A 21,501-nucleotide genomic window follows, 5' to 3' on the forward strand; every position below is an offset into this window, starting at 1 on the left:
CTCTTCCTGCTTCACAGCCGACAGCCCCCGGGACGAACCCAAGACGAGGTCTTACATCAGCTCCACAGGCCGTAACCGCCAGCCCGGCGGCCACTACGGAACGTACCAGCCGGGAGGAAACCCGATGCCCGGATTCATGAAGAATCCCCAAATTCCCGCCATCCTCGTCCTGGAGGACGGCCGCACCTTCCGTGGCCGCGCCTACGGGGCCGTGGGGGAGACCTTCGGCGAGGCGGTGTTCTCCACCGGCATGACCGGCTACCAGGAGACCCTGACCGATCCCTCGTACCACCGCCAGGTCGTCGTCATGACCGCCCCGCACGTCGGCAACACCGGCGTCAACGACGAGGACCCGGAGTCGAAGCGGATCTGGGTCTCGGGCTATGTGGTCCGTGACCCCGCCCGGGTGCCCTCCAGCTGGCGCTCGCGCCGCTCCCTGGACGAGGAGCTGGCAGCCCAGGGCGTGGTCGGCATCAGCGGTATCGACACCCGCGCCCTCACCCGCCATCTGCGCGAGCGCGGCGCCATGCGCGTCGGCATCTTCTCCGGGCAGGAGATCGCCGACGAGGCCGCGCTGCTGGCCAAGGTGCGGGCCGTGCCCGAGATGAAGGGCGCGGACCTCAGCGGTGAGGTCGCCACCACGGAGCGTTATGTCGTCCCCGCGATCGGCACCAAGCGGTTCACCGTCGCCGCGGTCGACCTCGGCATCAAGGGCATGACCCCGCACCGGATGGCCGAGCGCGGCATCGAGGTGCACGTCCTGCCCGCGACCGCCACGGTCGAAGACGTCTACGCGGTGAACCCGGACGGGGTGTTCTTCTCCAACGGGCCGGGCGACCCGGCCACCGCCGACCACCCGGTCTCCGTGATGCGGGCGGTCCTGGAGCGCTCCACCCCGCTGTTCGGCATCTGCTTCGGCAACCAGATCCTCGGCCGCGCGCTGGGCTTCGGCACGTACAAGCTGAAGTACGGCCACCGGGGCATCAACCAGCCGGTGCAGGACCGGACCACCGGAAAGGTGGAGGTCACCGCGCACAACCACGGCTTCGCCGTCGACGCCCCGCTGGACAGGCCTTCCGACACCCCCTACGGGCGGGTCGAGGTCTCCCACGTGTGCCTCAACGACAACGTGGTCGAGGGCCTCCGGCTGCTCGACCGTCCCGCGTTCAGCGTCCAGTACCACCCCGAGGCCGCCGCCGGCCCGCACGACGCGGCCTACCTGTTCGACCGTTTTGTCTCCCTGATGGAGGGCCAGCGTGCCTAAGCGCACCGACATCCAGTCCGTTCTGGTCATCGGCTCCGGCCCGATCGTCATCGGCCAGGCCGCCGAATTCGACTACTCCGGCACCCAGGCCTGCCGCGTCCTCAAGGCGGAGGGGCTGCGGGTCGTCCTGGTCAACTCCAACCCGGCCACGATCATGACCGACCCGGAGATCGCCGACGCGACGTACGTCGAGCCGATCACCCCGGAGTTCGTCGAGAAGATCATCGCCAAGGAGCGCCCCGACGCGCTGCTGCCCACCCTCGGCGGGCAGACCGCGCTCAACACCGCGATCTCCCTCCACGAGGCGGGCACGCTCGAGAAGTACGGCGTCGAGCTGATCGGCGCCAACGTCGAGGCCATCCACAAGGGCGAGGACCGCGACCGGTTCAAGGACGTCGTGGAGGCCGTCCGCGCCAAGATCGGCCACGGCGAGTCCGCCCGCTCGGTCATCTGCCACTCCATGGACGACGTCCTCGCGGGCGTCGACGAGCTCGGCGGCTACCCCGTCGTCGTGCGCCCCTCCTTCACCATGGGCGGCGCCGGCTCCGGCTTCGCCCACGACGAGGAGGAGCTGCGCCGCATCGCCGGCCAGGGTCTGACCCTCTCGCCCACCACCGAGGTGCTCCTGGAGGAGTCCATCCTCGGCTGGAAGGAGTACGAGCTGGAGCTGATGCGCGACAAGCACGACAACGTCGTGGTCGTCTGCTCCATCGAGAACTTCGACCCGATGGGCGTGCACACCGGCGACTCGATCACCGTCGCGCCCGCGATGACGCTCACCGACCGCGAGTACCAGGTCCTGCGCGACATCGGCATCGCCGTCATCCGTGAGGTCGGCGTCGACACCGGCGGCTGCAACATCCAGTTCGCGGTCAACCCCGCCGACGGCCGGGTCATCGTCATCGAGATGAACCCGCGCGTCTCGCGCTCCTCCGCCCTGGCCTCCAAGGCGACCGGCTTCCCGATCGCCAAGATCGCGGCCAAGCTCGCCGTCGGCTACACCCTCGACGAGATCCCGAACGACATCACGCGGGAGACCCCGGCCTCCTTCGAGCCGACGCTCGACTACGTGGTCGTCAAGGCCCCGCGGTTCGCCTTCGAGAAGTTCCCGAGCGCCGACTCCACCCTCACCACCACCATGAAGTCGGTCGGTGAGGCCATGGCGATCGGCCGTAACTTCACCGAGGCGCTGCAGAAGGCGCTGCGCTCGCTGGAGAAGAAGGGCAGCCAGTTCTCCTTCGTGGGCGAGACCGGCGACAAGGCCGCCCTGCTGGAGGAGGCCCAGCGCCCGACCGACGGCCGGATCAACACGGTCATGGGGGCCATCCGCGCGGGTGCCACGCAGGAAGAGGTCTTCGAGGCCACGAAGATCGACCCGTGGTTCGTCGACCAGCTCTTCCTGATCAAGGAGATCGCCGACGAGCTCGCGGCCGTCGAGAAGCTGGAGCCGGAGCTGCTCGCCGAGGCCAAGCGGCACGGCTTCTCCGACGCCCAGATCGCCGCCATCCGCTCGCTGCGCGAGGACGTGGTCCGCGAGGTGCGGCATGCGCTGGGGGTGCGGCCCGTCTACAAGACCGTGGACACCTGCGCCGCCGAGTTCGCCGCCCAGACCCCGTACTTCTACTCCTCCTACGACGAGGAGTCCGAGGTCGCGCCGCGCGAGAAGCCCGCCGTGATCATCCTGGGCTCGGGCCCCAACCGGATCGGCCAGGGCATCGAGTTCGACTACTCGTGTGTGCACGCCTCCTTCGCGCTGCACGACGCGGGCTACGAGACCGTCATGGTCAACTGCAACCCGGAGACCGTCTCCACCGACTACGACACCTCCGACCGGCTCTACTTCGAGCCGCTCACCCTGGAGGACGTGCTGGAGATCGTCCACGCCGAGCAGCAGGCGGGCCCGGTCGCGGGCGTCATCGTCCAGCTCGGCGGCCAGACCCCGCTGGGCCTGGCCCAGGCGCTCAAGGACAACGGCGTGCCGATCGTCGGCACCTCGCCCGAGGCGATCAACCTCGCCGAGGAGCGCGGCGCCTTCGGCCGGGTGCTGACCGAGGCCGGGCTGCCCGCGCCCAAGTACGGCACCGCCTTCTCCTTCGACGAGGCCAAGGGCATCGCCGCCGAGATCGGCTACCCGGTCATGGTCCGCCCCTCGTACGTCCTGGGCGGCCGCGGCATGGAGATCGTCTACGACGAGCCCTCCCTGGCGGCCTACCTGGAGCGGCACGCCGGGCTGATCTCCGAGCACCCGGTCCTCATCGACCGCTTCCTCGACGACGCCATCGAGATCGACGTGGACGCGCTCTACGACGGCCACGAGCTCTACCTCGGCGGCGTCATGGAGCACATCGAGGAGGCCGGCATCCACTCCGGCGACTCGGCCTGCGCCCTGCCCCCGATCACCCTCGGCGGCTTCGACATCAAGCGGCTGCGGGCCTCCACCGAGGCCATCGCGCGCGGCGTCGGGGTGCGCGGCCTGATCAACATCCAGTTCGCCATGGCCGGGGACATTCTCTACGTACTGGAGGCGAACCCGCGCGCCTCCCGCACGGTCCCCTTCACCTCCAAGGCCACCGCCGTGCCGCTCGCCAAGGCCGCCGCCCGCATCTCGCTGGGCACGACCATCGCCGAGCTGCGCGCCGAGGGCCTGCTGCCGAGCGACGGCGACGGCGGGGAGCTCCCGCTGGACGCGCCGATCTCCGTCAAGGAGGCCGTGATGCCGTGGAGCCGGTTCCGCGACGCGTCGGGGCGCGGCGTGGACACCGTCCTCGGCCCGGAGATGCGCTCCACCGGCGAGGTCATGGGCATCGACTCGGTCTTCGGCGCGGCGTACGCCAAGTCGCAGGCCGGGGCGTACGGGGCGCTGCCCACCAAGGGCCGCGCGTTCGTGTCCGTCGCCAACCGCGACAAGCGCTCGATGATCTTCCCGGCCCGTGAGCTGGTCGCCCTCGGCTTCGAGCTGCTGGCCACCTCCGGCACCGCCGAGGTGCTCAAGCGCAACGGCATCAACGCGACCGTGGTGCGCAAGCAGAGCGAGGGCGAGGGCCCGGGCGGCGAGAAGACCATCGTCCAGCTCATCCACGCCGGCGAGGTCGACCTGATCGTCAACACCCCCTACGGCACCGGCGGCCGCCTCGACGGCTACGACATCCGTACGGCGGCCGTGGCCCGCGGCATCCCCTGCCTGACCACGGTCCAGGCCCTCGCGGCCGCCGTGCAGGGCGTCGAGGCGCTCGGCCGGGGCGCGGTCGGCGTCCGGTCCCTGCAGGAGCACGCGGAGCACCTGACCGCGGCCCGCGCGCGGTAGCGGCGGGAGGGGGACGCCGGGGCCGTACGCCCCGGCGTCCCCCTCGCCTCGGAGCGCCCCACTGTCCCCTCCCGCGCCTCTGCGGCGCCTCTCCAGTGTGTTCCCGCCGCGCGGGACGCGCAGAAAGCCCGCCATGTATCAGCTCTTCTTCCGTCTCGTCTTCCGCCATATGGATCCCGAGCGGGCGCACCACCTGGCCTTCTCCTGGATCCGGCTCGCCGCCCGCGTGCCGGTCCTGCGGACCTTCGTCGCGGCCCTCCTCGCGCCGCGCCACCGGGCGCTGCGCACCGAGGCGCTCGGCCTGCGCATGCACGGACCCTTCGGGCTCGCGGCCGGATTCGACAAGAACGCGGTGGGCATCGACGGTATGGCCATGGTCGGCTTCGACCATGTCGAGATCGGCACCGTCACCGCCCAGCCGCAGCCCGGCAACCCCAAGAAGCGGCTCTTCCGCCTGGTCGCGGACCGGGCGCTGATCAACCGCATGGGCTTCAACAACGAGGGCTCGGCGGCGGTGGCCGCCCGCCTCGCGGCCCGCCGCGCCGGCCGCCCGGCCTTCCGGACCACGGTCGGCGTCAACATCGGGAAGACCAAGGTCGTCCCGGAGGCGGAAGCCGTCGCCGACTATGTGACATCCACCGAGCGGCTGGCCGGCTACGCCGACTACCTCGTCGTCAACGTGTCCTCGCCCAACACCCCCGGGCTGCGAGACCTCCAGGCCGTGGACCAGCTGCGGCCCCTGCTGAGCGCCGTGCGCGAGGCCGCGGACCGCACGGTGGCCGGCCGCCGGGTGCCGCTCCTGGTCAAGATCGCGCCCGACCTCGCCGACGAGGACGTGGACGCGGTCGCCGACCTCGCGGTCGAGCTGGGCCTGGACGGCATCATCGCCACCAACACCACCATCGCCCGCGACGGCCTCGGCCTCGCCTCAGGCCCGGCACTCACCGCCGAGACCGGCGGCCTGTCGGGGGCGCCGCTGCGAGCCCGCTCCCTGGAGGTGCTGCGCCGCCTGTACGCCCGGGTCGGCGACCGGATCACGCTGGTGGGAGTCGGCGGGATCGAGACCGCCGACGACGCCTGGGAGCGGATCCTGGCCGGGGCCACGCTGATCCAGGGCTACAGCGGCTTCATCTACGAGGGCCCGTTCTGGAGCCGCCGCGTCCACCGCGGCCTCGCGGCCCGGCTCGCGGCGAGCCCGTACGCCACGCTCGCCGACGCGGTCGGCGCCGAGGCCCACAAGCCCGATGAGGCTGACAAGGAGAACGCATGACCCCCTTCGGTGCGCGCCTGCGCCACGCCATGGACGCCCGCGGCCCGCTGTGCGTCGGCATCGACCCGCACGCCTCGCTGCTCGCCGACTGGGGGCTCGGGGACGACATCGCGGGCCTGGAGCGGTTCACCCGTACGGTCGTCGACGTGCTCGCCGAGCGGGTCGCGGTCCTCAAGCCGCAGTCCGCGTTCTTCGAGCGCTTCGGCTCGCGCGGTATCGCGGTGCTGGAGCGGGCCGTCGCGGACGCCCGGGCCGCCGGGGCGCTGGTGCTCATGGACGCCAAGCGCGGCGACATCGGCTCCACGATGGCCGCGTACGCCTCCGCGTACCTGGACCCGGGCAGCCCGCTGTTCTCGGACGCCGTCACCGTCAGCCCGTATCTGGGGTTCGGCTCGCTGCGCCCGGCGCTGGACGCGGCGCGGGCGAGCGGGTCGGGGGTGTTCGTGCTGGCGCTGACCTCCAACCCGGAGGGCGCCGAGGTGCAGCACGCGGTACGGGCCGACGGGGCCTCGGTCGCCGCCACGGTGCTGGATCACCTCAGGGCGGAGAACGCGGAGGAGGCCCGCGCGGGCGACCTCGGCTCCTACGGCGCGGTCGTCGGCGCGACGCTGGGGGGCGCGGCGGGGGAGGCCGGGGCGGATCTGGCGATCGGCGGGCCACTGCTGGCTCCGGGCATCGGCGCCCAGGGCGCGACGCCCGCGGACCTTCCGGGGGTCTTCGGCGCGGCGGTGCGGAATGTGGTCCCGAGCGTCAGTCGGGGGGTGCTTCGGCACGGCCCGGACCCGGCTTCGCTGGCCTCTGCGGCGCTCCGAATGGCTGATCAAGTGCGCGCTGTGGCCGAATAAGCGGGTTATTTTGCCCCTAAATGTCCAAGTCGAGAGAGTCTGACCAGGACTTTTCGTCTGTTCTCGCTGACTGGAGCGGGATCGGCCGCTAGTCTCCGATCAGAGCCAGCGCGCAGCTGCGTTGCGCGTTGCTCCCCAGGTGAGGGGCGACTAGGTTCCTCACCGGTCCGTATCCGACAGTTCGACATCCGAGGTGACGTAGGCGTGGCTCTTCCGCCCCTTACCCCTGAACAGCGCGCAGCCGCGCTCGAAAAGGCCGCCGCGGCTCGCCGGGAGCGCGCCGAGGTCAAGAATCGACTCAAGCACTCCGGCGCTTCCCTGCACGAGGTCATCAAGCAGGGCCAGGAGAACGATGTCATCGGCAAGATGAAGGTGTCCGCTCTCCTGGAGTCCCTGCCTGGCGTCGGCAAGGTCCGCGCCAAGCAGATCATGGAGCGGCTCGGCATCTCCGAGAGCCGTCGTGTCCGCGGTCTGGGCTCCAACCAGATCGCATCGCTTGAGCGTGAGTTCGGCGGCGCCGCCGGCTGACGTTTCCAGGCACTCCGGGGAACCTGGATAATCGCTGCATGGCAGCACACTCCCGGGGGGCGACCCCCGTACCCCCGGACGCACGTCCGCGGCTGACCGTGCTCTCCGGCCCTTCCGGGGTCGGCAAGAGCACGGTCGTCGCTCATATGCGCAAAGCACACCCTGAGGTATGGCTCTCGGTCTCGGCCACCACCCGCAAGCCGCGCCCCGGCGAGCGCCACGGAGTCCAGTACTTCTTCGTGGACGACGGGGAGTTCGACAAGCTCATCGCCAACGGTGAGCTGCTGGAGTGGGCCGAGTTCGCGGGCAACCGCTACGGCACTCCGCGCGAGGCGGTCCAGGACCGCCTCGCCGCGGGTGAGCCGGTGCTGCTGGAGATCGATCTGCAGGGCGCCCGCCAGGTGCGCGAGTCCATGCCGGACGCGCAGCTGGTCTTCCTCGCCCCGCCGAGCTGGGAGGAGCTGGTGCGCCGGCTCACCGGCCGGGGGACCGAGCCGCCCGAGGTGATCGAGCGGAGGCTGGAGGCCGCGAAGACCGAGCTGGCCGCCGAGCCCGAGTTCGATGTGACCTTGGTCAATACCTCCGTCGAGGATGTGGCGCAAGAGCTGCTAACCTTGATGCGAGTCGTTTGATCTTCACTGGTATTCACAGCGCCGGTCTCGGCCGAAGCGTCAGTCACCACTGATCGAAACTGATCGAATTTCTCATCTCTTCATCACCCGTTCGGAAGGCAGAGAGTGTCCTCTCCCATCACCGCGCCCGAGGGCATCATCAACCCGCCGATTGATGAGCTGCTCGAGGCCACCGACTCCAAGTACAGCCTGGTGATCTACGCGGCCAAGCGTGCCCGCCAGATCAACGCGTACTACTCGCAGCTCGGCGAGGGCCTGCTCGAGTACGTCGGCCCGCTGGTGGACACCCACGTCCACGAGAAGCCGCTGTCGATCGCGCTCCGCGAGATCAACGCCGGTCTGCTGACCTCCGAGGCCATCGAGGGCCCGGCCCAGTAGTCGGAACTCCCACCACGGGCCCGGCGGCATGTCCGCCGGGCCCGTGGTGTGTCATGGGTACGTACATGACGGGGCAGCGCGTGACGCGGCGCGCGGAGAGGCGAGCGATGGACAAGCCCAAGGTCGTCCTGGGGGTCAGCGGCGGAATCGCCGCCTACAAGGCGTGCGAGCTGCTGCGCCGCCTCACCGAGTCCGGCCACGAGGTACGGGTCGTGCCGACCGCCTCGGCGCTGCACTTCGTCGGGGCGGCGACCTGGTCCGCCCTGTCCGGCAACCCGGTCGCCACCGAGGTCTGGGACTCCGTCCACGAGGTCCCGCACGTACGCATCGGCCAGTCCGCGGACCTCGTCGTGGTCGCCCCCGCCACCGCCGACCTGCTCGCCAAGGCCGCCCACGGCCTCGCCGACGACCTGCTCACCAACACCCTGCTCACCGCCCGATGTCCGGTCGTCTTCGCGCCCGCCATGCACACCGAGATGTGGGAGCACCCGGCCACCCAGGAGAACGTCGCCACCCTGCGCCGCCGCGGGGCCGTTGTCATCGAGCCCGCCGTCGGCAGGCTGACCGGCGTGGACACCGGCAAGGGCCGCCTGCCCGAGCCCGGCGAGATCTTCGAGGTCTGCCGCCGGGTGCTCGCCCGCGGCACCGAGGAGAGCCGCCTCGACCTCGCCGGACGCCATGTCGTGGTGAGCGCCGGTGGCACCCGCGAGCCCCTGGACCCGGTGCGCTTCCTCGGCAACCGCTCCTCCGGCAAGCAGGGCTACGCCCTGGCCCGGGCCGCCATCGCCCGCGGCGCCCGGGTGACCCTGGTCTCGGCCAACAGCGAGCTGCCCGACCCGGCCGGGGCCGACGTGGTGCGGGTGGGCACCGCGGTGCAGCTGCGCGAGGCGGTGCTCAAGGCCGCCGCGGACGCCGACGCCGTGGTGATGGCCGCGGCCGTCGCCGACTTCCGGCCCGCGACCTACGCCGAGGGAAAGATCAAGAAGCGGGACGGACAGGAGCCCGAGCCGATCGCCCTGGTCCGCAACCCGGACGTGCTCGCGGAGATCTCCGCCGACCGCGCCCGGCCCGGGCAGGTCGTCGTGGGCTTCGCCGCCGAGACGGACGACGTGCTCGCCAACGGGCGCGCCAAGCTCGCCCGCAAGGGCTGCGACCTGCTGGTCGTCAACGAGGTGGGGGAGCGCAAGACCTTCGGCTCGGAGACGAACGAGGCCGTCGTCCTGGCGGCCGACGGCACCGAGACACCGGTGCCCTACGGGCCCAAGGAGGTCCTCGCCGACACTGTCTGGGATCTGGTCGCCCCGCGCCTCGGCTGATGGTCCGGTCGGCCGGTCCGTATCGGGCCATCGGGGGGAATGACATTTTCCTGCCTCATCGGCAAGGCTGATTTTCCGGTCAGGGAGAGGTATGTTCCAGGTCACGGCCTGCCCGTTCTGTGGGACGGGGATGCTCGACCGGTGAGCGTGCCGGATAAACTGGCCGAGGAACCGCACCGGGCGCAGCTCCCGAGCGGTCCCAACCATGATCAGCCAGCAGCCGCTGCAACCCCAGGGAGCGATGTGTCCCGCCGCCTGTTCACCTCGGAATCAGTGACCGAGGGTCACCCCGACAAGATCGCTGACCAGATCAGTGACACCATCCTCGACGCGCTGTTGAAGGAGGACCCGACCTCCCGGGTCGCCGTCGAGACGTTGATCACTACCGGCCTGGTGCACGTGGCCGGTGAGGTGACGACCAAGGCGTACGCACCGATCGCCACGCTGGTGCGCAACAAGATCCTCGAGATCGGCTACGACTCGTCGAAGAAGGGCTTCGACGGGGCGTCGTGCGGCGTCTCGGTGTCGATCGGCTCCCAGTCCCCGGACATCGCGCAGGGTGTGGACGCGGCGTACGAGGCCCGGGTCGAGGGGGATGAGGACGAGCTGGACAAGCAGGGCGCGGGCGACCAGGGCCTGATGTTCGGCTTCGCCTGCGACGAGACGCCCGAGCTGATGCCGCTGCCGATCAACCTGGCCCACCGGCTCTCCCGCCGCCTGTCCGAGGTGCGCAAGAACGGCACCATCCCCTACCTGCGTCCGGACGGCAAGACGCAGGTCACCATCGAGTACGACGGCAACAAGCCGGTCCGCCTGGACACCGTGGTCGTCTCCTCGCAGCACGCCTCCGACATCGACCTGGACTCGCTGCTGGCACCGGACATCCGGGAGTTCGTGGTCGAGCACGTCCTCAACGGGCTCGTCGAGGACGGCATCAAGCTGGACACCGAGGGTTACCGCCTGCTGGTCAACCCCACCGGACGGTTCGAGATCGGCGGCCCGATGGGTGACGCCGGCCTGACCGGCCGGAAGATCATCATCGACACCTACGGCGGCATGGCCCGTCACGGCGGCGGCGCCTTCTCCGGCAAGGACCCGTCCAAGGTCGACCGCTCCGCCGCGTACGCGATGCGCTGGGTCGCGAAGAACGTCGTCGCGGCCGGCCTGGCCTCGCGCTGCGAGGTGCAGGTCGCCTACGCGATCGGCAAGGCCGAGCCGGTCGGCCTGTTCGTCGAGACCTTCGGCACCGCCACGGTCGACCCCGAGAAGATCGAGCAGTCCATCTCCGAGGTCTTCGACCTCCGCCCGGCCGCGATCATCCGCGACCTGGACCTGCTGCGCCCGATCTACGCCGAGACGGCGGCGTACGGCCACTTCGGCCGCGAGCTGGAGGACTTCACCTGGGAGCGCACCGACCGCGTGGACGCGCTCCGCGCGGCCGCGGGTCTGTAAGCCCCCCTGTACCGAATCGGACACCGGCCCGGGCGCCTTGCGGGGACCCCGGGCCGGTGTCCTTGTCGTCTGCTAAGACTGAAGCTGTGAGCAGCGACAACGGGCGGCCGGAGCCCGCGGCGGGGGAGCCGTGGGGGGAGCAGCTCGCGTTCATTCGGGAGACCGTGCGCCAGACCAGGGCGCCGAAGGCCAAGCCGCGGACGTGGCGGGGTGCCGCGCTGGCGCGGGAGTTGCCGGTCGCCAAGGTGCTGGTGGACAAGGGCCCGGTGCACCTGGACAAGCTGTGGGACTACGCGGTGCCCGCCGAGATGGACGCCGAGGCCAGGCCGGGCGTGCGGGTGCGGGTGCGGTTCGGGGCCGGTACGGGGAAGGTGCGCGAGGGGCGCCGGGAGGGCGGGGGGCTGCTCGACGGGTACATCATCGAGCGCGTCGCCGAGTCCGACTACCGGGGGCCGCTGGCGGCCGTCGCGCAGGTGCTCTCGCCGGAGCCGGTGCTGGGGCCCGGGCTGCTCGCGCTGTGCCGGGCGGTCGCCGACCGGTACGCGGGATCGCTCGCCGACGTACTGCAGCTGGCCGTGCCCAAGCGGAACGTACGGGCCGAGGGCGAGCCGTCCCCGTCGCCGCTGCCGCCGCCGGAGGTGCCCGCGGCCGGGAGCTGGGAGCGCTATCCGGCCGGACCCGGGTTCGTCGACGCGCTCGCGGGCGGCGGGACGCCGCGGGCGGTGTGGACCGCGCTGCCGGGACCGCACTGGCCGCGCGAATGGGCCGTCGCGGTGGCCGCCACCCTCGCCTCGGGGCGCGGCGCGCTCGTCGTCGTTCCCGACGGGCGGACGGCCGCGCGGGTGGACGAGGCGCTCACCGAGGTGCTCGGCGGGGCGGGACGGCATGTGCTGCTCACCGCGGACCTCGGTCCCGAGGAGCGCTACCGGCGGTGGCTGGCCGTCAGCCGGGGCTCGGTCAGGGCCGTGGTGGGCACCCGGGCGGCCATGTTCGCGCCCGTCAGGGGGCTGGGGCTGGTGGGGATCTGGGACGACGGCGACCACAGCCACAGCGACGACCACGCACCGTGCCCACACGCCCGCGACGTGCTGCTGCTGCGCGCCGTCCATGAGCGGACGGGCTTTCTGCTGGGCGATCTCGGCCGCACCGTGGAGGCCGCCCAGTTGGTGGAGAACGGCTGGGCCAGGCCCCTGGAGGCCGACCGCGAGCAGGTCCGGGTCGCGGCGCCGCTGATCCGTACGGTCGACGAGGGCGAGGTGGCCCGGGACGCGGAGGCGCGCGCCGCCCGGCTGCCCACGCTCGCCTGGCAGACCGTACGGGAGGCGCTGGCCCGAGGCCCCGTGCTGGTGCAGGTGCCGCGCCGGGGGTACGTGCCCCGGCTGGCCTGCGAGCGCTGCCGCGAGCCCGCGCGCTGCGCGCACTGCGCAGGGCCCCTGGAGGCCCGGGACGCGGACCGGCTGGCGTGCGGCTGGTGCGGCCGGGCCGAGACCTCCTGGCACTGCGCCGAGTGCGGGGGCGTGCGGCTGCGGGCGCGGATCGTCGGTGCCCGGCGCACCGCCGAGGAGCTGGGCCGGGCCTTCCCGGCGGTGTCGGTGCGGACGTCCGGGCGCGACCATGTGCTGGACCGGGTGCCGGACCGGCCGGCGCTCATCGTCAGCACCCCGGGCGCCGAGCCGGTCGCCGACGGCGGGTACGCGGCGGCGCTGCTGCTCGACGGCTGGGCCCTGCTCGGCCGCCCCGACCTGCGGGCGGGCGAGGAGGCGCTGCGCCGCTGGCTGGACGCGGCGGCGCTGGTGCGGGGCCATGGGGACGGCGGGCTGGTCGTGGTGGTCGCCGAGCCGACGCAGCGGCCGGTGCAGGCGCTGGTGCGCTGGGACCCGGCGGGTCACGCGGCGCGGGAGCTGGCCGAGCGGGCCCAGCTGGGCTTTCCGCCGGTCTCCCGGATGGCCGTGGTCGCCGGCCCCGCCGAGGCGGTGGAGGAGCTGATCACCGCGGCCCGGCTGCCGGAGGGCACCGAGACCCTCGGCCCGGTCCCGCTGCCCCCGGCGGAGCCCGGCCGCCCGCGCCGTCCCGGTCAGCCGCCGCCGGGGGAGGAGTGGCAGCGGGCGCTGCTGCGCGTGCGCCCGGGACAGGGCAGCGCTCTCGCGGCGGCGGTCAAGGCGGCGAAGGCGCAGCGGCTGGCCCGGGGCGAGAAGGATCCGGCGGTGCGGATCGACCCGCTCGACATCGGCTGAGCCGGGCTTCGGCCGGTGCGCCGGCTCAGCCGCGGCGCGTGTTCAGCCGGTCGCGTCTGCTCAGCCGTTGCGCGGGTTGGGGAGCGCGCCCGGGCGGGGCTCCTCGCGCAGCGCCGGGGTGGCCTGCGGCGGCATCGAGCGCGCCGCGGGCACCGAAGGCAGTGACGGCGCTGAGGGCACTGAGGGCCCTGAGGGCACCGACGGCACGGTGCCCGGCTCCGCGGTGCGTACCGACGCCTCGGCGCCCTCGGCGGCGGCGCTCTGCGCGGCGGCGGCCCGGCGCGCCCCGTAACGGCGGTGCACCGCCTGCTTGGTGACGCCGAGCGCCGAGCCCACCGCGTCCCAGGAGAAGCCGAGCGAGCGGTCGAAGTCCACGGCGGCCGTGACCAGCGTCTCGACGCTGTCCCGCAGCTCCTGGGCCAGGCGCACGGTGGGCGCCGGGGCGCGCCCGTAGACGACGAAGCCCGCGGACGCGCCCGTGCGCCGCGGACGGTAGACATTGCCGAGCTGGGCGGTGAGCGTGCGCAGCGCGTCCACCTGTCGGCGGACCCGCTCGATGTCCCGGACCAGGAGGTGCAGGCTGGCCCGTGCCTGGGCGTCGTGGGTTGCGTGGTCGGCCATGAACAAGCCTCTCGAATCCGGCGTTGATACTCGAAGGCAGGGGACGTGAAGTCGGAAACGCGCCGGGCCGCCGCAGCGGCCCGACGCGGTCAATCTGCCTTGACTGCCTTGACCAACGCGGCACGCGCCCGTCGGTCACGGTCCGGGGGCGTGCGCCACCGTTTTCGTACGCCCCCCGGAGCGCGGCGTCATAGACTGGTGCGCTGTTCCCGCTGCGCGTGAGAGGTAGTTCGCCACCCATGAGGCTCGTCTTCGCCGGTACCCCCGAGGTCGCCCTGCCTGCCCTGGACGCGCTGATCGCGTCCGACCGGCATGAGGTGGTGGCCGTCGTCACCCGGCCGGACGCGCCCGCCGGGCGGGGCCGGCGGCTGGTGGCGAGCCCGGTCGCCGAGCGCGCGGCGGAGGCGGGGATCGAGGTGCTCAAGCCGGCCAAGCCGCGCGACCCGGAGTTCCTGGACCGGCTCCGCGAGATCGCGCCGGACTGCTGCCCGGTGGTCGCGTACGGCGCGCTGCTGCCCAAGGTCGCGCTGGAGATCCCCGCGCACGGATGGGTCAATCTGCACTTCTCGTTGCTGCCCGCCTGGCGCGGCGCGGCGCCCGTGCAGCACGCGGTGCTGGCGGGCGACGAGGTGACCGGGGCGTCGACCTTCCTGATCGAGGAGGGTCTGGACTCCGGCCCGGTGTACGGGGTGGTGACGGAGGACGTACGGCCGACGGACACCAGCGGCGACCTGCTGACGCGGCTGTCCCTGGCCGGGTCCGGGCTGCTGGCCGCCACGATGGACGGCATCGAGGACGGCACCCTGCGCGCCGAGCCGCAGCCCGCCGAGGGCGTCTCGCTCGCCCCGAAGATCAATGTCGAGGACGCGGAGATCGACTGGACCGCGCCCGCGCTGCGCGTCGACCGGCTGGTGCGGGCCTGCGCCCCGGCGCCGGGGGCGTGGACCGCCTTCCGCGGGGAGCGGCTGAAGGTGAATGCGGTGGCGCTCGTGACGGACGTGAAGGACCTGGCGCCCGGCGAGCTCGCCGTGACGAAGAAGGCCGTGTACGCGGGGACGGGCAGCCACGCGGTGCAGCTGTCGTGGGTGCGGCCGCAGGGCAAGCGGCCCATGCCCGGGGCCGACTGGGCGCGTGGTGTGCGGATCGCCCAGGGCGAAGGACTGGGCGGGTAGCGCCCGCTGCCCGCCCGGCCGGCTCCTGGCGAGCGCGGTTACGTCGGGTTGACCTCAATAATGGTTCAAGTCTTACGGTCCTGAGGTGTGCCGCCGGTCCGGAAGAGCCGCGATCCCGGGACGGCACCCCAAGACCGACGGAGGTGCGCGATGGACATGGAAGCCACCGCCATGCACTCGCTCTACCGGACCGCGAGCGCCAACGACGACAAACGTCCCTTCTCCCGCGAGACCCTGCGGCGTATCGGCGGCTTCGCCCGCCCCCACCGCCGCCGCATCTCCTTCTTCCTGGCCAGCAGCATCGTCACGGCGGTGCTCGCGGTCGCCACCCCGCTGCTCGCCGGCCGGGTCGTCGACGCGATCGTGCACGGCTCCGGGCAGGGCACCGTCCTCGGGATCGCGGCGCTCATCGCCGTCATCGCGGTCGCCGAGGCCGCGCTCGGGCTGCTCACCCGCTGGCTGTCGGCGAACATCGGTGAAGGGCTCATCCTCGACCTGCGCACCGCCGTGTACGACCACGTCCAGCGCCTGCCCGTCGCCTTCTTCACCCGCACCCGCACCGGCGCCCTGGTCAGCCGCCTCAACAACGACGTCATCGGCGCGCAGCGGGCGTTCAGCGACACCCTCTCCGGGGTGGTCGGCAATATGGTCACCCTGCTGCTCACGCTCGTGGTGATGCTCGGCATCTCCTGGCAGATCACCCTGCTGGCGCTGCTGCTCCTGCCGATGTTCCTGCTGCCCGCCCGGCGGGTCGGCGGCAAGCTGGCGCGGCTGCGGCGCGAGGCCGCGGACCACAACGCCACGATGGGCACCCAGATGACCGAGCGCTTCTCCGCGCCCGGCGCCACGCTCGTCAAGCTTTTCGGCCGGCCGGACGAGGAGTCCGCCGAGTTCGCGGCGCGGGCCCGGCGGGTGCGCGACATCGGGGTGCGCACCGCGATGGTCCAGACCTCCTTCGTCACCGCCCTGACCCTCGTCTCCGCCCTGGCCCTCGCCCTCGTCTACGGCCTCGGCGGCTACTACGCCCTGCGCGACCAGCTCGACCCCGGCGCGGTCGTCGCCCTCGCGCTGCTGCTCACCCGCCTGTACGCGCCGCTGACCGCCCTGGCCGGCGCCCGGGTGGAGGTGATGAGCGCCCTGGTCAGCTTCGAGCGGGTCTTCGAGGTGCTGGACCTCGAGCCGCTGATCGCCGAGAAGCCGGACGCCCGCCCGGTGCCCGACGGGCCGGTGTCAGTGGAGTTCGACCGCGTGGACTTCGGCTACCCCTCGGCGGACAAGGTCTCCCTCGCCTCCCTGGAAGAGGTCGCGACCCTGGACACCCGAGGCGGGGAGCAGGTGCTGCACTCGGTGTCCTTCCGCGCCGAACCGGGGCAGATGGTCGCGCTGGTGGGCTCCTCCGGCGCCGGGAAGTCGACCATCGCGCAGCTGCTGCCCAGGCTCTACGACGCCGACGGCGGCGCGGTGCGGCTGTCGGGCGTGGACGTTCGCGACCTGACGGCCGAGTCGGTCCGCCGGACCCTCGGCATGGTCACCCAGGACGGCCACCTCTTCCACGACTCGATCCGCGCCAACCTGCTGCTGGCCCGGCCCGAGGCGGCGGAGGAGGAGCTGTGGGAGGTGCTGCGCCGGGCCCGGCTCGACGGGCTGATCGCGGCCCTGCCCGACGGCCTGGACACCGTGGTCGGCGAGCGCGGCTACCGGCTCTCCGGCGGTGAGCGCCAGCGGCTGACCATCGCCCGGCTGCTGCTGGCCCGCCCCCGCGTGGTGATCCTCGACGAGGCCACCGCCCACCTGGACTCCACCTCCGAGGCGGCCGTCCAGGAGGCGCTGGCCGAGGCGCTGGACGGGCGGACCGCGGTGGTCATCGCCCACCGGCTGTCCACCGTACGGGCCGCGGACCTCATCCTGGTCGTCGAGGACGGGCGGATCGTCGAGCGCGGCACGCACACCGCGCTGCTCGCGGCCGGCGGACGCTACGAGGAGCTGTACCGCACCCAGTTCGAGCAGCCGTCGCCCCTGAGCGAGGCGCCCCTGAGCGAGGTGGCCCTGAGCGAGGCGCCCCTGAGCGACGGGGCCCTGGTCGAGGCCCCGCCCCAGGCGGCCAAGGGCGCGCTGAACTGAGCCGGCCCGCTGGGCGAACCGCGCCCCCTGAAGAGCGAGCCGTAGGCTGGGACTCCTCAAGCCCCATCTTTCCCCGGAGCACATTTCCCGTGAGTCCCCAGCCCGGCCGTCCCCGCCGCAGCACCCCCGGAAAGCCCTACCGGCGCCCGAAGAAGGACCCCGTACGGATCCTCGCCTTCGAGGCGCTGCGGGCCGTCGACGAGCGCGACGCGTACGCGAACCTCGTCCTGCCGCCGTTGCTGCGCAAGGCCCGCCAGGAGAGCACGGAGGCCAAGCCCTTCGACGCGCGGGACGCCGCGCTGGCGACCGAGCTGGTCTACGGCACGCTGCGCCGCCAGGGCACCTACGACGCGATCATCGCCGAGTGCGTGGACCGGCCGCTGCGCGAGGTGGACCCGCCCGTGCTGGACGTGCTCAGCCTCGGCGCGCACCAGCTGCTGGGCACCCGCATCCCCACCCACGCCGCCGTCTCGGCGAGCGTCGAGCTGGCGCGGGTGGTGCTCGGCGACGGGCGGGCGAAGTTCGTCAACGCGGTGCTGCGCAAGGTCGCCGCCGACGACCTCGACGGCTGGCTGGAGAAGGTCGCCCCGCCGTACGACGAGGACCCCGAGGAGCACCTGGCGGTCGTCCACTCGCATCCGCGGTGGATCGTCTCCGCCCTGTGGGACGCGCTGGGCGGCGGCAGCGCCGGGATCGAGGACCTGCTGGAGGCCGACAACGAACGGCCGGAGGTCACCCTCGTCGCCCGGCCCGGCCGGAGCACGACGAAGGAGCTGACGGCGGCGGTCGGCGAGGGCTCCGCGCTGCCGGGCCGCTGGTCCCCGTACGCCGTGCGGCTCGCCGAGGGCGGCGAGCCGGGGGCGCTGGACGCGGTCCGCGAGGGGCGCGCGGGGGTGCAGGACGAGGGCAGCCAGCTGGTCGCCCTCGCGCTGGCGAGCGCGCCGCTCACGGGGCCGGACGAGCGCTGGCTGGACGGCTGCGCGGGCCCCGGCGGCAAGGCCGCGCTGCTCGGCGCGCTGGCCGCGGAGCGGGGCGCCGCGCTGCTCGCCGCCGAGAAGCAGCCGCACCGGGCGGGCCTGGTGGAGCGGGCGCTGGCGGGCAACCCAGGCCCGTATCAGGTGATCGCGGCGGACGGCACCCGGCCGCCGTGGCGGCCGGGCAGCTTCGACCGGGCCCTGGTGGACGTGCCCTGCACCGGGCTCGGCGCCCTGCGCCGCCGCCCCGAGGCGCGCTGGCGCCGCCGCCCGGAGGACCTGGCCGGCTTCGCGCCGCTGCAGCGGGAGCTGCTGCGCCAGGCGCTGACCGCGGTGCGGGTGGGCGGCGTGGTCGGCTACGCGACCTGCTCGCCGCACCTCGCCGAGACGCGGGCCGTGGTCGAGGACGTCCTCAAGGGCCGTGGCGGCCCCGCGCCCGCCGCCGAGTGGATCGACGCCCGGCCGCTGATGTCCGGGGTGCCCGCGCTCGGGGACGGCCCGGATGTGCAGCTGTGGCCGCATCTGCACGGCACGGACGGGATGTATCTGGCCCTGCTGCGCCGCACGGCCTGACCGGGGCCGCCTGACCGGGCGGGAGGTCATGCCGGGGCGAGGTCCTTGTGGACCGCGCGGGCGACGGCCTCAATGGTGGCGACTCCGGCGTTCATGGTGCGGTTGTCCTGGGTCAGGACCGTGAGGGTGTAGCTGTGGCCGCCGCCCGTGAAGGCGCCGATGCTGTGCACCCGCCAGCCGTGGGTGGCGCGGGACAGCCAGCCGTTCTTCACCCGGCTCCGCACGGTGTCCGGGGCGCCCGCCGGGGTGCCCCAGCGCTGGGAGGGGACGACCTTGCCCATCAGGTCCAGGATGTACGCGCGAGCGCTGTCGCTCAGCACCGTGTTCGGGGTGGTCACCAGGTCCAGGAGCCGCATCTGGTCGCGCGCGGTGATCTGTGTGAGGCCCCAGTGGCCGTCGGCGCCGGGGACGGTCCGGGACATCCCGGCGGCCAGGAGAAACTTCTTGACCTTCCCGGCGCCCAGCTGCCGCCACAGCGCGCTGGTGGCGACGTTGTCCGACTTGATGATCATGGCGGTGGCCAGGTCGGACTCGCGCCGGGTGAGCTGGCGGCCCTGCTCGTGGGCGTCCCACAGCAAGGTGGCCAGGACGGTCACCTTGACCACGCTCGCGGAGTCGAAGACCCGGTCCGCGCGCAGTGTGCAGACGGTGTCCGTGGCCGGGTCGCGCAGGGCGACCGCGACCGTGTCGGGTCTGCCGCGCAGCGCCGTGGCGATGTCCGTGGAGAGCTTGGTGGCCAGCCCCGCCCGGGCGGAGGTGCACACCGGCCGCCACGCCGTGGCCGTGGCGGCCCCCGCCCCGGTGGCCGGTGCGACCAGCAGCCCCACGGCCAGGGCCAGGGACAGCGCGCCCCGGGCGGGCCCGGACCAGTTCGCTGTCGCGGATATTCGGTGTCGCGTCATGCGTGTTTCTCATTCCCCTGCCGGATCGGGGCGACCGGAGGCCGGTTTCGGTGCGGCTTCGTGGTCACCCGGGTCCATGGGCCCGCGGCGGCCGTGGCAGGCTGGTGCCATGGCCGTGCAGATCAATCCCAGCATCCTGTCCGCCGACTTCTCCCGCCTGGCGGAGGAAGCCAAGGCCGTCGAGGGTGCCGACTGGCTCCATGTCGATGTGATGGACAACCACTTCGTTCCCAACCTGACTCTCGGCGTGCCGGTGGTCGAGGCGCTGGGCAAGGCGACGGACACGCCGCTGGACTGCCATTTGATGATCGAGGACCCGGACCGCTGGGCCCCGCAGTACGTCGAGGCGGGCGCGGGCTCGGTGACCTTCCACGTCGAGGCGGCCGCCGCCCCCGTACGGCTGGCCCGCGAGATCCGGGCCAAGGGCGCCCGGGCGTCGATGGCGCTCAAGCCCGCCACCCCCATCGACCAGTACGAGGACCTGCTGCCCGAGCTGGACATGGTGCTGGTGATGACGGTTGAGCCGGGCTTCGGCGGGCAGGCGTTCCTCGACATCATGCTGCCGAAGATCCGTCGCACCCGCGAGCTGATCTCCAAGCACGGCCTGCAGATGTGGCTGCAGGTGGACGGAGGCGTTTCCGCCTCGACGATCGAGCGGTGCGCCGAGGCCGGCGCCGATGTGTTCGTCGCCGGGTCCGCGGTCTACGGGGCACAGGACCCGGCCAAGGCGGTGGAGGAGCTGCGCGGTCTGGCCCGGCAGGCCATCCCCACGGCCCGGCGTGCGGAGGACGGGCCCGCGACCGCACGATGAACTCATGGGTAAAGGGCAGATCAAGTCCGCCGTTTCTGACAGGATGGACGGTGAGACCAGAACTTAGGAAGCAGTGAGGAGACCGCGGTGTCGACGGGCCGTTCAGGCACGCGGATGGGACCAGCCGAACTGGTGCAGGCGGCCGCCATGGCGCGCCGCTTCTACCTCGAAGGCAAGTCCAAGATCCAGATTGCCGAGGAGTTCGGCGTCAGCCGCTTCAAGGTGGCGCGGGTGCTGGAGACCGCGCTCGAGCGCGATCTGGTGCGCATTGAGATCCGGGTGCCCGCCGAGCTGGACGCGGAGCGCTCCGACGCGCTGCGCGCCCGGTACGGGCTGCGCCACGCGGTCGTCGTGGAGTCCCCGGCCGACGCCGAGGCCGACACCCCGGACCCGGAGAACCTCGGCGAGGTCGCCGCGGATCTGCTGGGCGAGCTGGTGACCGAGGGCGATGTACTGGGCCTGGCCTGGGGGCGCTCCACGATCCATATGGCCGCGGCCCTGCACCGGCTGCCCCCGTGCACCGTCGTCCAGCTCACCGGCGTGTATGACGCGGGCACCGCCGAGCGCGGCTCGGTCGAGGCGGTGCGGCGTGCCGCCGCCGTCTCCGGTGGCGAGGCGCACCCCATCTACGCGCCCATGCTGCTGCCCGACACGGCCACCGCCGACGCGCTGCGCGGCCAGACCGGCATCGCCCGCGCCTTCGAGTACTTCGACAAGGTCACCGTCGCCGCCGTCTCCATCGGCTCGTGGGAGGCCGGCATCTCGACGGTGTACGACATGCTGACCGAGCAGGAGCGGGCCCACTACGCGGGCCTCGGCGCCGCCGCCGAGATGTCGGCCCACCTCTTCGACGCCGAGGGCCGGCGCATCGGCCGGGACCTGGGCGAGCGGTGCATCACGGTGGAGGCCGACCGGCTGCGGCGGATCCCGGAGGTCGTCGCCATCGCGGGCGGCCGCCGCAAGGCCCCCGCGATCGGCGCGGTGCTCCGCTCCGGCCTGGTCACCAGCCTGGTCACGGACACCGCCGCCGCCGACCACCTGCTGCTGGAGACCGGCCCCGGCCCGCGCCCCGCGCTGGACCGGACGGACCCGGACGGGCCGTAG

General features: G+C 72.9%; 17 protein-coding genes. 15 read left to right on the plus strand and 2 right to left on the minus strand.

All coding sequences use genetic code 11. The features are described from left to right. Positions 1 to 124: 124 nt before the first annotated feature. From carA to PV419_RS23925, 10 genes are all read left to right on the plus strand, one after another. Positions 125 to 1,264, plus strand: a complete 1,140-nt coding sequence (gene carA, locus PV419_RS23880) for a glutamine-hydrolyzing carbamoyl-phosphate synthase small subunit (protein ID WP_319692031.1) — start codon at positions 125 to 127, stop codon at positions 1,262 to 1,264. Then, entirely contained in the window at positions 1,257 to 4,568 is a 3,312-nt protein-coding gene (carB, locus tag PV419_RS23885; RefSeq protein ID WP_319692033.1) for a carbamoyl-phosphate synthase large subunit, read from the plus strand. Before carA ends, carB begins: the two co-directional genes overlap by 8 nt. A 133-nt stretch (positions 4,569 to 4,701) precedes the next feature. Further along, entirely contained in the window at positions 4,702 to 5,838 is a 1,137-nt protein-coding gene (locus tag PV419_RS23890; protein WP_319692035.1) for a quinone-dependent dihydroorotate dehydrogenase, read from the plus strand. Further along, positions 5,835 to 6,683 (plus strand): orotidine-5'-phosphate decarboxylase, encoded by an 849-nt coding sequence (gene pyrF / locus PV419_RS23895; RefSeq protein ID WP_319692037.1) that lies wholly within the window; start codon positions 5,835 to 5,837, stop codon positions 6,681 to 6,683. The genes PV419_RS23890 and pyrF overlap by 4 nt, the downstream gene beginning before the upstream one ends. A 204-nt stretch (positions 6,684 to 6,887) precedes the next feature. Further along, positions 6,888 to 7,211 (plus strand): integration host factor, encoded by a 324-nt coding sequence (locus tag PV419_RS23900; RefSeq protein WP_009713618.1) that lies wholly within the window; start codon positions 6,888 to 6,890, stop codon positions 7,209 to 7,211. A 38-nt stretch (positions 7,212 to 7,249) separates the two neighbouring features. Beyond that, positions 7,250 to 7,843: a guanylate kinase gene (gene gmk / locus PV419_RS23905; RefSeq protein ID WP_319692040.1), complete on the plus strand. Its 594-nt coding sequence runs from the start codon at positions 7,250 to 7,252 to the stop codon at positions 7,841 to 7,843. Between the two features lie 105 nt (positions 7,844 to 7,948). Then, positions 7,949 to 8,221 carry a DNA-directed RNA polymerase subunit omega gene (gene rpoZ / locus PV419_RS23910; RefSeq protein ID WP_319692041.1) on the plus strand — a complete coding sequence of 91 codons (273 nt, stop codon included), beginning with the start codon at positions 7,949 to 7,951 and terminating at the stop codon, positions 8,219 to 8,221. A 107-nt stretch (positions 8,222 to 8,328) separates the two neighbouring features. Next, a complete protein-coding gene (coaBC, locus tag PV419_RS23915; protein WP_319692042.1) occupies positions 8,329 to 9,537 on the plus strand; it encodes a bifunctional phosphopantothenoylcysteine decarboxylase/phosphopantothenate--cysteine ligase CoaBC in 1,209 nt (402 codons plus the stop codon). 243 nt (positions 9,538 to 9,780) lie between these two features. Then, entirely contained in the window at positions 9,781 to 10,989 is a 1,209-nt protein-coding gene (metK, locus tag PV419_RS23920) for a methionine adenosyltransferase (protein ID WP_319692044.1), read from the plus strand. An 86-nt stretch (positions 10,990 to 11,075) separates the two neighbouring features. Continuing rightward, a complete protein-coding gene (locus PV419_RS23925) occupies positions 11,076 to 13,223 on the plus strand; it encodes a primosomal protein N' (protein ID WP_319692047.1) in 2,148 nt (715 codons plus the stop codon). Between the two features lie 60 nt (positions 13,224 to 13,283). Here the strand turns inward: PV419_RS23925 and PV419_RS23930 are convergent, their stop codons facing one another. After that, on the minus strand, positions 13,284 to 13,844 hold the full coding sequence (locus PV419_RS23930; RefSeq protein ID WP_319692049.1) for a hypothetical protein: 561 nt from the start codon (positions 13,842 to 13,844) through the stop codon (positions 13,284 to 13,286). Between the two features lie 239 nt (positions 13,845 to 14,083). Here PV419_RS23930 and fmt point away from each other — a divergent pair, with 239 nt between their 5' ends. From fmt to PV419_RS23945, 3 genes are all read left to right on the plus strand, one after another. Continuing rightward, complete coding sequence (fmt, locus tag PV419_RS23935; protein WP_319692050.1) at positions 14,084 to 15,016, plus strand: methionyl-tRNA formyltransferase; 933 nt, start codon at positions 14,084 to 14,086, stop codon at positions 15,014 to 15,016. A 150-nt stretch (positions 15,017 to 15,166) separates the two neighbouring features. Next, positions 15,167 to 17,137: an ABC transporter ATP-binding protein gene (locus PV419_RS23940; RefSeq protein WP_319692051.1), complete on the plus strand. Its 1,971-nt coding sequence runs from the start codon at positions 15,167 to 15,169 to the stop codon at positions 17,135 to 17,137. Positions 17,138 to 17,226: 89 nt separating this feature from the next. Beyond that, positions 17,227 to 18,684 (plus strand): RsmB/NOP family class I SAM-dependent RNA methyltransferase, encoded by a 1,458-nt coding sequence (locus tag PV419_RS23945; protein WP_319692054.1) that lies wholly within the window; start codon positions 17,227 to 17,229, stop codon positions 18,682 to 18,684. A 26-nt stretch (positions 18,685 to 18,710) separates the two neighbouring features. Here the strand turns inward: PV419_RS23945 and PV419_RS23950 are convergent, their stop codons facing one another. Continuing rightward, entirely contained in the window at positions 18,711 to 19,586 is an 876-nt protein-coding gene (locus PV419_RS23950) for a serine hydrolase (protein ID WP_319692055.1), read from the minus strand. A 109-nt stretch (positions 19,587 to 19,695) separates the two neighbouring features. Between PV419_RS23950 and rpe the strand changes: the two genes are divergently transcribed. Together rpe and PV419_RS23960 are read left to right on the plus strand one after the other, a co-directional pair. After that, on the plus strand, positions 19,696 to 20,397 hold the full coding sequence (gene rpe / locus PV419_RS23955; RefSeq protein ID WP_319692056.1) for a ribulose-phosphate 3-epimerase: 702 nt from the start codon (positions 19,696 to 19,698) through the stop codon (positions 20,395 to 20,397). A 114-nt stretch (positions 20,398 to 20,511) separates the two neighbouring features. Continuing rightward, a complete protein-coding gene (locus PV419_RS23960; protein ID WP_319692057.1) occupies positions 20,512 to 21,501 on the plus strand; it encodes a sugar-binding transcriptional regulator in 990 nt (329 codons plus the stop codon).

The organism is Streptomyces sp. ME19-01-6, assembly GCF_033793745.1.
Lineage (GTDB): Bacteria > Actinomycetota > Actinomycetes > Streptomycetales > Streptomycetaceae > Streptomyces.